Source organism: uncultured Cyclobacterium sp. (genome assembly GCF_963976465.1).
Taxonomy (GTDB): domain Bacteria; phylum Bacteroidota; class Bacteroidia; order Cytophagales; family Cyclobacteriaceae; genus Cyclobacterium.
The window spans coordinates 1-13,771 of the sequence record NZ_CAXBOC010000083.1; the positions used below are offsets into that span (position 1 = coordinate 1).

Sequence of the window (13,771 nt, forward strand, 5' to 3'; positions counted from 1 at the left end):
GGTTAAGGATAGCCATCTAGCAAAGATTAAGAAGATTGCAGACCGTGAAAGAGCGCCATTTTATAACATAGGCCAGACGACCGGGGACATGCAATTCAAATTTAAAAACACCCAGACAGGAGAAAAACCTGTCGATTGGAGTTTGAATCATATGTTTGGTTCTTCCCCAAAAACTGTTTTGGTGGACAAAAAGGCCAAGCAAAATTTCACAGCACCTGAATACAAAGTTCAGGATTTTGAGCAGTATTTGACCAATGTACTGCAATTAGAAGCAGTGGCTTGCAAAGACTGGCTCACCAACAAAGTAGACAGGTCGGTTACCGGTAGGGTGGCCAAGCAACAGACAACTGGCGAACTTCAGCTTCCATTGAATAATGTGGCAGTAATGGCCATGGATTATTCTGGAAATAAAGGAATAGCTACTTCAATCGGACATTCTCCTATAGCCGCTTTAGTAAGTCCTGAAGCGGGATCTAGATTAGCAATAGCAGAAGCACTTACCAACTTAATATGGGCTCCACTAACCGATGGACTTAAAGGAGTGTCTCTAAGTGCCAACTGGATGTGGCCAGCCAAAAACGAAGGGGAAAACGACAGGCTTTATCGAGCAGTGGAAGCCACGAGTGAATTTGCAATAGCATTGGGGATAAACATTCCTACGGGTAAAGACTCCTTGTCCATGACCCAGAAATACCCAAGTGGTCAAACGGTAAAATCCCCCGGAACGGTTATCATTTCAACTGTTGGAGAATGTTCGGACATTAACAATGTTATTTCTCCTAGCTTAAAGGCTAGCCCTGAATCAACATTGCTATACATAGATTTGTCTAAGGATGAAGCAAAATTGGGAGGCAGCTCCTTTGCACAATCACTAAATAAAATTGGCAACGAAGTACCGAACATAAAGGATGCAGCTTATTTTAAAAGTGCCTTTGCAACCATTCAAGAACTGATCAAAGAAGACAAAGTACTAGCTGGTCATGACATTTCATCCGGCGGTTTGATCACTACCTTATTGGAGATGTGTTTCCCTGACCAGAATAGAGGCTTAGATATTCATACTTCAAATCTTAAGGAAAAAGATTTGATCAAAGCCTTATTTGCAGAAAACCCGGGCTTGGTTATTCAGGTAAAGGATGCGGCCGATGTCTCTTCATTATTGAATTCAAAAGGGGTGTCTGCTGTGGAAATTGCAACTGTAAATGCTTCAGGCACCATTCAAATTGAGGGTTTAAATAAGTCTTGGGAAGTATCAGTATTGAGAGATATTTGGTACAAATCCTCCTATTTGTTGGATCAACAGCAGTCGGGAAAAGAACTGGCCAAGGATCGATTTGACAATTATAAAAATCAACCTTTGAACTATACCTTTCCTGAGCAATGGAAAGGGACTTACGAAGCATTGAATTTGGACTCCAATAGGAAAACAACCACGGGTGCCAAAGCAGCGATTATTCGTGAAAAAGGAGTCAATGGAGATAGAGAGATGGCTTATTCCTTATGGTTGGCCGGATTTGATGTCAAAGACATCCACATGACTGACCTGATCTCAGGTAGAGAGAACCTTGAAGATGTAAACATGATCGTCTTTGTGGGTGGCTTTTCAAATTCCGATGTTCTTGGTTCTGCCAAAGGATGGGCCGGAGCTTTTCTTTACAATGAGAAAGCTAAAAATGCTTTGGATAATTTTTACGCCAGAAAAGACACATTGAGTTTAGGTGTTTGTAATGGATGTCAGCTAATGGTTGAATTGAACCTGATCAATCCTGAACATAAGCAAAAAACCAAAATGCTTCACAACGACAGTCATAAGTTTGAGTCGTCATTTGTGAATGTGACCATTCCTGAGAATGATTCTGTAATGTTTGGCTCCTTGTCCGGTTTAAGACTAGGGGTATGGGTAGCACATGGAGAAGGTAAATTCTACCTTCCGGAAGAAAAAGAAAGTTACAATTTTGGTATGGAGTATTCTTACAGCGCATACCCCGGTAATCCCAACGGATCAGACCATAATGTAGCAGGCTTGGTGTCAAAAGATGGCCGCCATCTGGCAATCATGCCACATATTGAAAGGGCAATTGCCCCTTGGAACTGGCCATATTATCCTGAAGATATACGGAACGAAGAGGTTAGCCCCTGGATCAATGCCTTTATAAACGCTAAAAACTGGGTTGCTGAGAAAATTTCTCAGTAAAAACTTAGTCTAGTTTTTGGATATTTACCGACTTCTTGTCTATGACAAGGAGTCGGTTTTCTTTTGCTTATTTTATTGGCTGAATTTTTTTTCTAACCCCCAGTATTATACAAGGGTTTCTATTACATGATTAGTTTAAACATTTTATTTTGTATTGTTATAAAAAATAACCCAAGAGCGCAAATGCTTACCCAGGTGAATTTTGTATTCTCGGCAAAACAAAACAGCTGTTCTTGGCGTTCCCCGACTAGTAAGTTAACATTTTCAACCCGGATTATGCAATAGGATTTCCCTCGTATATGTAAAATTTGCAATCTCAAGAAAATCAGGCTTTTTGAAGGTCATGGCACCAAATTGAGGGTCTATTGAAAATTTCGGGTTGAAGAATGGATCAGAAATTGCAGTAGCAAAATGAAATCGGTTAGACCAACATTTTATAGATTTCTCAGTTGATTTAACGAAGAAAGCTTATCAATCGATCAACAAAAATTAAAAAATATGCAAAAGCAACCACTTTTAGAATCCCTTAACCTAGGAGATTTAAAATTAGACAATCGTCTTGTTATGGCCCCTATGACAAGGAGCCGGGCAGATAACCAAGATAAAGCGCCCACCGATTTACATGCCGAATATTATAGGCAAAGGGCTTCAGCAGGATTGATCATAACTGAAGGCTCCCAAATTTCTCAAAGGGCAGTAGGTTATATCAACACCCCGGGCATCCATACCAAATCCCAAGTAGCTGGTTGGAAAAAAGTAACCAAGGCTGTACATGATGAGGGAGGTAAAATATTTTTGCAGTTATGGCATGTGGGCAGAATCTCTCATCCCGATTTCCATGAAGGAAATTTACCTCTGGCTCCTTCTGCCATTAATCCCAAAGCGAAGTCCTTTACACCCAAGGGATTTAAGGACACGGTCACCCCTAAGGAAATGAGCCTACCGGAAATTAAACAAACAATAGCAGACTTTAAGAATGGCGCAAAAAATGCTTGGGAAGCGGGATTTGATGGAGTAGAAATCCACAGCTCCAATGGATATCTATTGCATCAATTCTTCAGTCGAACTTCCAATGTAAGGCTGGATGAATATGGAGGAAGTATCGCCAATAGATCCAAAATCTTATTTGAAATCATCGATGCAATTAAAGAGGTGATACCTGAAAATAGAATTGGACTAAGATTAAATCCATCATTGAACGGGATTTTTGGTATGACCATGGACGAAGAAAGTATTCCTACATTTGATTATATCATAGAAAACCTCAATAAGTACAATCTGGCCTATCTGCATCTTTCAGAACCATTTAATGATGTTTCAGATATACCCTATGCAGAAACGGAAATTGCCAAACGCTACCGCCCTATCTACAACGGTAAATTAATTATCAATGCAGGATTTGATCAACAAAAAGGTAACAACTTTATTCTGGAAGGATTGGCAGATGCAGTCGCCTACGGAAAATTGTTTATTTCCAACCCGGATTTGCCCGAGAGGTTTGAAAAAAATGCAGCATTAGCAGATTGGGACGAGTCCACTTTTTATACCCCCGGTGAAAAGGGCTATACAGATTACCCTAAGATGGATTGAATATAAGGCCATAAATAGCTAAACTGCGACTTAGGTTATTTAGGTTTACATATAACCTCACCATAGCTGAGCTATGGTGAGGTTTTTATATTTTTTACTTCTTTTAAGGCTTTTATTTGCCCCTTTAACACCATCTCTTTCCCCATATTTAGCTCACCAAACCGGCTCTCCTTTTGAGGAACTTAAAATCTATTTCAAAGGTTTTAGATTCAATATAAATTACTATGAAATACTCAATTTTAGATTTAGCCATACTTAAAGAAGGACATGATGCTGCCGATGCCTATAAAAGGTCTTTGGATCTAGCCCGGCATGCAGAATCCTGGGGATACAAGCGATTTTGGTTAGCAGAACACCACAATATGCCCTATGTGGGAAGTTCAGCACCCACCGTATTAATGGGGCATATTGCAGGAGGAACGCAATCTATTAGGGTGGGTTCCGGCGGTATTATGTTACCCAATCACAGTCCATTAATGGTGGCCGAACAAATTGGCACTTTGGAGACGCTTTATCCGGGCAGGATTGATCTGGGTCTGGGCCGAGCTCCGGGAACTGATCAAAAAACGGCTTCAGTTCTACGAAGAGGCAGGTTAGAAACGGTTCAGGAATTCCCCCAAGATTTGGAGGAATTGCAAATGTTCTTTTCTGAGGAAAACATCGATGCTCCTGTTCGAGCTTATCCTGCGGAAGGGCTCGATGTGCCGATTTATCTTTTGGGCTCAAGCATGGACAGTGCTGTGCTCGCCGCAAAAAAAGGACTTCCTTACGTTTTCGCAAGTCACTTTGCACCTACTTACTTTAGCCAAGCAAGTACTTATTACAAACAGAACTTCAAAGCTGCCACACAAAGCAACCTTCCTTATTTGGTAGCCTGTCTGAATATAGTTGTGGCAGATACGGATGACGAAGCAGCTTATCTGGCTACATCCTTTTACCAAATGGCTTTAGGGATTATCAGAGGAAGGTCCTACCCTCTTTCTCCCCCGGTAAAAAACATGGATGAGATATGGAGCCCCCAGGAGGAAGCAGCCATCAAACAAATGACGCAATATGCTTTTATAGGCAGTTATGAAAAGGTCAGCAAAGCGTTAGCATCCTTTATTGAAAGACATGAAATAGATGAGGTAATGGTTACCACTAATGTTTTTGATCATGAAAAAAGGCTTCGTTCACTTCAGTATACCGCCAAGGCATTCCAATCTCTTAGTCATCAAAATCAATTGTAAGCTTTTGCATTTAAAGGCTAGATATAGGTGAAGTAAAATTCACCTATTTTTTTGCCCAATTTTTTACCACCCTTGCTTTTAAGCCTCTATCAATTTTTTAATCAGGATTATGCGATAAGATTAGCAAACGCAAGAAAATAAGACTGATTTTGAAGCGATTATAGCAGCTAAAATAGGAGCTATTTCCCCTTTCGGGATCAAACATTTTTAAAGGTTATTCAGGCCATTGTTGATTTCAGTAACCCAAGATCCAATCTATTATTTGACCAGCCGATTAACAAAGGATGCACTGTTTACAACTCAAACTTAGGCCGGACTTCAGGAAGTAAAATATTTTTTTTGATTTTTTTTCATGATGCTGTGATTATTTTACTAAAATAACGAATTACTAAGAAAAGTAATCCCAATGACAGTTTCAGAAAATAAGCTTTCGGATGCATTCTTACAACACCTCGCTGAGAACAAAGGCATACTTTACAAAGTTGCCAGGTCTTATAAGCGTGACGAGGAGGAAGTAAAAGACTTAATTCAGGAGATCACTATTCAAGTCTGGAAGGCTTATCCAAGTTACAAACCAACTTTGAAATTTTCAACATGGCTATATCGAATCGCATTAAATGTAGCCATATCCAGTTATCGAAAAGAGAGTAAAAGAGCAGCCATAAACACCATGATGGATGATAGGTTTGTGGAGATTGCTGCTCCGGCAGAAACAACCTTAAATGAAAACGTCCGCCAACTCTATTCTCTCATCAGTGAGTTCAAGCATTTTGATAGGGCTTTAATGCTGTTATACCTGGAAGAAAAAAGTTATGCAGAGATCGCTGCAATCATGGGGATAACGGTATCCAATGTGGCAACAAAACTCAATAGATTAAAAAGTACATTAAAAGAAAAATTCACATCAATAAATCAAAAATAAAATGGAAGAGCAAAGCATTCAAAATTTATGGAAAGTTCAAAACAGTAAAATAGAACAGGTAATTCAACTGAATACCCAAATATTAAAATACCAGGTGAGTCAACGTTCTCGTAAAGCACTTTTTGGTCTCAAGGCCGAAAAAGTCACAGGTTTAGTATTCGGAACCATTTATATTGCAATTTTAGCAACGATCCTGTCGTATACAGTTAAAAATCAACCTTTTACCAATCCTCTCTTTGTGCTCTCAATAGGAGCCATATTGTTAACCAACATTAAGGTGTTATTTGATTATGCCAAACACCTGGTCATGGCCAATCAAATTGATTTTTCCGGTCCCGTGGTTTCCATTCAGCAAGAATTGTCGAATCTAAAACTGAATTTGGTCAGCAACATGCGCTACTGGTACCTACAACTACCATTTTATACCCTTCTACAGATTGGGTTCATTGATTTTACCGGAGAATTCCCGTTGGCATGGGTCATTATTCAAGGCAGTTTCACTTTATTGTTAGCTAGCATCTCCGTATGGATATTTATTCGCATGAACCCGAAAAACATTGCCGATAAAAAGGTGAATTGGTTAATAAACTTAGCAAGTGGGAAGCAAATTGATAAAGCAGCCGAACAATTAGAGGAGCTTAAATCTTACCATTTATAAAAATCCACTGAAAAAGTAAAACGGTGGTGGGATGAAATTTCAGCCAAGAATAAAGTTATTTAGATGGCGTTGTGTCCCTGCTTAACTCGGACAACCAAAGGGTGCAATATTAGGACTTTTAACACAGGAAAACCAGCCTATTTATTCACTGTTTTAGGGAAATAGGAAAAACCTGTTTGCCAATAGGCAACTGATCGTCAGACAGGCAATGTAGAAAACAGTATAAAACAGCTGATTTTCAAGTGATTTCACCAAGCAAAGAAAGAACCATTGCTTTAACCGGCTTCATCCGGGTAGTTTGGAGATCAATATTATACGCCATAATCCATTACCTCAAACAAACATTCTACCAGCTATACCTGATAGAATGTTTGTTGTTTTTATGAGATAAAATTACCAGTTTGTGTTCTGTTTCAAATTTAATCTTGTATTGTACTTCAGGAGGACAGATGATAATAGCATTGAGTCTTTCTGATTAATCCAACAAATAAATAACCATATGATGAGAAAATTGCTCCTCTTGTTTTTTGTATTCACCGGTATTATTGCCTCCCAAGGCCAGACCACTTCCCCATTCGGAAATGTGGTGCTCACATCCAATAGTGGCAATACTCAAGTTCAGGTAAAACAAAATGGAGAACTACATGTAAATGTTGCTCCGAATGATGCTTTGAAGTTTAAAGAGGATGGCTTTGTTCACTACAGTGACTTTGGCGCTAAAGGAGACGGTAAAACAGATGATATCCATGCCATTGCTGGAACCCATGCTTTTGCCAACCAACAAAACTTATCTGTAAAAGCCAATAATGGGGCCAGTTACTATATAGGAGGCAAAGACCGAACTGCCTATATACAAACCAATACTGATTTTGGAACGGCTACTTTTATCATCGACGATAAGGACGTAGAAAATATCAAAGCTTCTGTATTCATTGTAATTTCCAACTTAAAACCTTTTAAACTAGAAGGCATCACTTCTTTAAAGAAAAATCAGAAGAAAATAAATGCCAAGCTTACCGGTCCATCGCTGATCAATGTCACCAATGACAATGTAAGACACTATATCAGGTATGGATTGAATCAAGACAATGGCTCCGCACAAACGGATATTTTTTTAGTGGATGAAAATGGAAAAGTGGATATGGATGCTCCTATCATATGGGACTTTGAAAATATCACTGAAATCACTGCACTTCCAATTGACAAGGAAACCCTAACGATAAAGGGTGGGCGCTTCGTCACCATTGCCAATCAGGCTGAATCAAAATACAATTACTACAGCCGTAACATAACCGTTAGGCGTTCTAATGTGATAATTGATGGACTTGAGCACCGCGTAACTGATGAGGGGGATCGTGGTGCCCCTTATGGAGGATTCCTAAGTATCCGTAATTGTGCCAATGTAACCGTTAAAAACACTGTATTGACAGGCCATAAAACCTACAAAACAATTGGCTCTGTAGGAAAACCTGTATCCATGGGAACCTACGACATTTTGGTGGGCCATGCGCTTAACGTTTCGTTTATTAACTGTAGTCAAACAAATGATATTGACGATGGTACCTACTGGGGAATAATGGGTTCTAACTATTGTAAGAATCTCCTTTTCGATAATTGCACATTTTCAAGGTTTGATGCGCACAAAGGAGTAGCCAATGCAACGATTAGGAATTCTACCTTGGGTCATATGGGAATCAATGCCATTGGATCCGGTACTTTTTTGGTAGAAAACTCTACTCTTCGTGGAAGAAGCCTCGTGAACCTACGCTCCGATTATGGAAGCACTTGGCAAGGAGAATTGATCATTAAAGACTGTACTTTTGTTCCAAATGGTGGGGATAAAAGCAATGCTACATTAATCAGCGGATCATATTCTGGCCAACATGATTTTGGATATACTGCATATATGCCGGAGAAAATCACAATTGAAAATCTACACATTGATGATTCCAACCACACGGATGACTACAAAGGACCAACCATTTTCTCAAATTTCAATTCCAAAAAAACGGACGAATCCTATCAAGAAAAATTCCCTAATGTAATAACCAAAAAAGTTATTCTTAAAAATGTTAGCACAGCGAGTGGCAAGGAAATAAGTGTAAGTTCTAATAAATTTATGTTTAAAGATGTAAAGGTTATTACCAAATAAGCTTCACCTAAATTTTATTATCCTATTATACACAGCCAATATCCCGATTCAGGTATGGGTCTTTAAAAACACCCGGAAAGCTTTAATTCGTTTTCTGGGTGTGTTTTTTGTGTCTGTATCAATATTAATCTTTCATGATGGCTATCATGTTACCCGTATTATGCAAGTGGGCCCTAATTGCGGGAAGGAGGGCAACCCTGAGAGGTCAGACTATTTGGAAATTTTAGGATAGCAAAGTTTTTCAGCACGGTTTAATAAGGGTTAATCCATATTTTGAGTTGAAATTAGGCTTCTATTTAATGGTATGTTCCATTCTAAGAAATTTATGTAAATCTAAAGCCTATTTTGACTTTCATCTCTAACTTAGTAATTAATTTTTTGGATAAAATTAATTTTTTTTATCATAATAAAACTTTTTAATTAATTACCTGCCCTACCCAAAATCGGCCAATAGACGAGAATAAAGGCTATTTTTTCTTTTTTAAGTAATATCAGCACGTTACAATTACCGATCAAACAAACTTTAATCCTTTCATCACAGGTTTTGTTGGAATGCTTTTTGATTAACTGATAAACCTAAGCATTCAAATGGTTATAAAACAACTAAACTAACCACTAGAATTTAAAATTTTATATAAATAATGAGACTATTTAAATCAATATTCAACGAAAACATTTTGTTGACATCGCTAATAATAGCTATTTCTTTGGCAAATTATTCATGCGACAGTAAAGGGGAGCAGGTAGAAGTAGAAACCCTTTCATTGCCTGTAACCACTGTGAAGAAGGACTCTGCTATCACTACATTCGAGTATCTAGGAGCCATTGAGGGGAAGGTAAACGTTGAAATCAGACCACAAGTTGAGGGATTACTGGATAAAATCCATGTGGATGAGGGAGATTTTGTAGAGAAAGGGCAATTATTGTTTAGTATCAATGCACTCCCCTATGTGGAAAGGCTAAAAAATGCCCAGGCAGCAGTAGAAGTTGAAAAAGCAAAGTTAGAAAACGCGAAAATCGAAATGGAAAGGCTCCAACCTTTGATTGATCATGAAGTGATTTCTGATGTACAAATGAAGACTGCCCAATCAAATTATGAGGTAGCAAAGGCTTCTTTGGCTCAAGCCGAGGCCTTAAAGGCCACAAGTCAGATCGATATGCAATTCACGCAAATAAAAGCTCCGGTAAGTGGCTATATAGGATTGATCCCTATGCGTGTAGGTAATTTAGTTGCCAAAGGAGATGATGAGCCGGTAACCACTTTATCAGATATCAGTGAAGTCTATGTATATTTTGCAATGAGTGAGTCCAACTATCTATTTTACAAAAAAATGAAAGAAGATTCCACCGCTCGCCGACTGAACCCCAATGTTAAGTTAATATTGGCAGACGGAACCATCTATTCTGAGGAAGGAGTAATCGATGCTGATGCGGGCCAAATAGACAGAAACACCGGAGCCATCACTTTAAGAGCCAAATTTGATAATCCGGACAAACTTCTGAGAAGTGGAAACACCGGTAAAATCATTTTGGAGCAGATACATCCGGATGTGCTCATGGTTCCTCAGGAATCCATAACCAAAATTCAAGACAAGAACTTTGTATTTGTTTTAAAGGCGGATTCGACAGTGGAAAGAAAAGAAGTGAAAATAAATGGGAAAGCAGGGCAAAATTTCATTTTGAACGAAAACAATATTTCTGAAGGAGCCACCATTATTCAATCAGGGGTAAACAAAATTAAAGATGGAATGAAGATAGAGCCCTATCAACAAGTGCCGACCCATTAAGCTTTTCTAATTGCCATAATCTAACTACAACCAACTTTTATATCTATGATTAAGAAAATCATTGAGAGGCCTGTCTTGGCTTCTGTTATATCGATTTTAATAATTATCGCAGGGCTGATTAGTTTAATGCGATTGCCGGTGACCAGGTTTCCGGACATTGCTCCCCCAAGTGTACGTGTGGGGGTGAGTTATCCGGGTGGAAACGCAGAAACAGTGGCTAAGTCTGTGCTTCTCCCCTTGGAGGAGGCGATAAATGGAGTTGAAAACATGACCTATATTCGCTCGAAAGCCACCAATTCCGGTCGTGGAAGCATCAATATATTTTTCAAGCCAGGTACCGATCCGGATATTGCAGCCGTTAATGTGCAAAATAGTATTTCCCGAGAAATTGGTGAGCTCCCACCAGAGGTAATTCAAGAAGGAATTTCAGTGGTAAAAAGGCTCAGTGGTAATATCATGACCATCAATATTATCGCTGAAGGAGAAAACTCTCCCTATAATGAAACTTTTATACAGTCCTATTCAAGGATTAATGTGAAAAGGGAATTGTTAAGGGTTGAAGGGGTAGCCCAAGCCTCATTTGTAGGTAGAAGAACTTATGCCATGAGGGTGTGGCTAAACCCTGAGAAACTGGCTTTGTATGGATTGGTACCTCAAGACATTACGAATCAAATCAATGACCAAAACTTTGAAGCAGCTCCGGGCCGCTTTGGCGAAACATCTGAGGAAATTTTCGAAACCATTATTAAACACAAAGGACGGTTTAGTACACCCGAGGAGTATGAAAATATTGTGATCAAATCCAATAAAGATGGATCTATCCTGTACCTGAGAGACATTGCACGTGTAGAGTTGGGAGCTTCCAACTTAGGCAGTGATAACACCGTAAATGGCCAGGCAGCGGCTACCATAAACATTACTCAGACCAGTGATTCCAATGCCAAGGAAATCGATCAGAATATTCGGGAAGTAATGGAGCGCATTTCTAAAAATTTCCCAGAAGGAATCACCTATGAAATATCCTATTCGGTAAGAAACCAAATTGATGAATCTATTAATCAGGTAGTCTTAACAATAATCGAGGCTTGTATTCTGGTTTTTATTGTTGTGTTTGTCTTTTTGCAGGATCTGAGATCCACCATTATTCCTGCCATTGCCATTCCTGTTTCACTGATAGGTACTTTCTTCTTTTTACAATTATTGGGTTTTTCAGTAAATGTTTTGACCATGTTTGCCCTGGTTCTTGCCATAGGGATTGTGGTAGATGATGCCATTGTGGTCGTAGAGGCTGTTCACCATAAGATGACCCATAGTAAATTGCCTGCAAATAAAGCCACGGTATCTGCCATGAATGAAATCTCTACAGCCATTATCTCCATAACCATTGTGATGGCTGCAGTTTTCGTACCTGTAGGCTTTATGGAAGGGCCTGTAGGTTTATTTTACAAACAATTTGCTTATACCTTAATATTTGCCATCCTTATCTCCGCATTAAATGCATTGACTTTGAGCCCGGTATTGTGTGCACTGATGCTGAAGCCTGCGAAAGAATATGAGGATAAAACAGCAAGTAAATTTGGAAGAGTAAAACACAGGGTTTTCACCGCTTTTGAATCCGGATTTGATGCCTTTACGAACAAATACATATCTTTGGTTACCCATCTTCTAAGAAAAAAATGGATCCCTTTAAGTGCATTGGTAGTCTTGTTGGCTCTAACGGTATTATTGTTCAGGAGTACTCCTAGTGCATTTATCCCCTCAGAAGACGATAGTTTCCTTACATATTCCCTCACCATGCCTCCTGGTTCCTCATTGCACAGGACCTCAGGCCCAATGCAACAGGTAGATTCTATACTTAGACAACACCCTGCGGTAAAAAGTGTCAACAGTATTTCAGGGTTTAATGTGATGGAGAACGCTCCCAGTCCATCATTTGGTATGGGATATATTAACCTAAAACCGATTCATGAGCGGGGCGAAATTCAGGATATTGATGCTTTAATAAGTAACCTTATCAGTGAGCTCTCCCATATTCCTGAAGCAGAAATTAATGTGTTTGCAAGACCTACCGTTCAAGGATTTGGAGAGTTTTCAGGTTTGGAAATGATCATCCAAGACCGAGTAGGTGAAGATTTCACAGCATTCAACAATGCCGCTGATATGTTTATCGCTGAATTGAATGAAAGACCGGAAATTGAAAATGCTTTTACTACTTTCAACGCTAATTTCCCGCAATATCAAATGAACATTGATTATGTAAAAGCAAAAAACATGGGTGTCAGTGTTCAAAATATGATGCGCTCAGTACAAGCTTACTTTGGTAGGCTGCAATCAGGTGATTTTAACCGCTTCGGTAGACAATACAGGATTTTTGTTCAGGCTGATATTCCTTACCGAACAGAGAAAAAATCAATGGATGCCATTTTTGTCCGAAACAATCTGGGGGAAATGGTTCCTGTAAACACCATGGTTTCACTTGAAGAAGTCAATGGGCCGGAAATTGTTAACCGGTACAATTTGTTTAACTCCATTACTGTCAATGCCACCCCTGCCGATGGCTACAGTACCGGAGATGCAATGAATGCCATAGAAGAAATCGCTGCCGAACTGCCTACCAATTACAGTTACGAATGGACCGGAATGAGTTTGGAAGAGAAAAAATCCGGTCTTCAAACGGCAATAATCTTTATTTTAAGTATTGTCTTCGTATTCTTTCTTCTTGCCGCACAGTATGAAAGTTATTGGTTACCTTTTGCTGTATTGCTATCCATACCTTGCGGGCTTTTAGGCGTTTTTGTCGCTATTAATCTCGCAGGCATAGACAATAATATATATGTGCAGGTTAGTATAATCATGCTCATCGGCTTACTGGCCAAAAATGCCATATTGATTGTAGAGTTTGCAGCTCAAAAACGGGCACAAGGCCTTAGTATTTTTAATGCGGCTGTAGAAGCTGCCCGATTAAGAATTAGACCCATTATTATGACATCATTCGCTTTTATCGCGGGTTTGATTCCATTAATGCGGACCGTGGGAGCCTCTGCTCAAGGTAATAAATCTGTAAGTATTGGAGCAGCCGGAGGAATGCTTTTCGGCGTAATTCTTGGAATTTTTATTATTCCTACCCTCTATCTGGTCTTCCAGACTTTACATGAAAAAACAAGCAGAAGGTTAAATAAAAACAAGCCCGTAGAAGCTTAAAAAAAATGAAATTATGCCATTAAAACATAAAATAAAAC

At 39.1% G+C, this 13,771-nt stretch carries 8 protein-coding genes; all 8 read left to right on the forward strand.

The genetic code is table 11. The features are described 5' to 3' along the window. The coding region (gene purL, locus AAC037_RS06810) for a phosphoribosylformylglycinamidine synthase (RefSeq protein ID WP_339902269.1) at nucleotides 1–2,194 on the forward strand (2,194 nt) is incomplete at its 5' end. Between the two features lie 498 nt (nucleotides 2,195–2,692). Beyond that, entirely contained in the window at nucleotides 2,693–3,784 is a 1,092-nt protein-coding gene (locus AAC037_RS06815) for an alkene reductase (protein ID WP_339902270.1), read from the forward strand. A gap of 224 nt (nucleotides 3,785–4,008) precedes the next feature. Then, nucleotides 4,009–5,013 (forward strand): LLM class flavin-dependent oxidoreductase, encoded by a 1,005-nt coding sequence (locus tag AAC037_RS06820; protein ID WP_339902271.1) that lies wholly within the window; start codon nucleotides 4,009–4,011, stop codon nucleotides 5,011–5,013. A 406-nt stretch (nucleotides 5,014–5,419) separates the two neighbouring features. Next, nucleotides 5,420–5,935, forward strand: a complete 516-nt coding sequence (locus AAC037_RS06825) for a sigma-70 family RNA polymerase sigma factor (RefSeq protein WP_339902272.1) — start codon at nucleotides 5,420–5,422, stop codon at nucleotides 5,933–5,935. A 1-nt stretch (nucleotide 5,936) separates the two neighbouring features. Beyond that, a complete protein-coding gene (locus AAC037_RS06830) occupies nucleotides 5,937–6,593 on the forward strand; it encodes a hypothetical protein (RefSeq protein WP_339902273.1) in 657 nt (218 codons plus the stop codon). Between the two features lie 499 nt (nucleotides 6,594–7,092). Further along, nucleotides 7,093–8,745, forward strand: coding sequence for a hypothetical protein (locus tag AAC037_RS06835; protein ID WP_339902274.1), 1,653 nt, complete (start codon nucleotides 7,093–7,095; stop codon nucleotides 8,743–8,745). A 641-nt stretch (nucleotides 8,746–9,386) separates the two neighbouring features. Next, a complete protein-coding gene (locus tag AAC037_RS06840) occupies nucleotides 9,387–10,532 on the forward strand; it encodes an efflux RND transporter periplasmic adaptor subunit (RefSeq protein ID WP_339902275.1) in 1,146 nt (381 codons plus the stop codon). 45 nt (nucleotides 10,533–10,577) lie between these two features. After that, entirely contained in the window at nucleotides 10,578–13,733 is a 3,156-nt protein-coding gene (locus AAC037_RS06845) for an efflux RND transporter permease subunit (protein WP_339902276.1), read from the forward strand. Nucleotides 13,734–13,771: the final 38 nt, after the last annotated feature.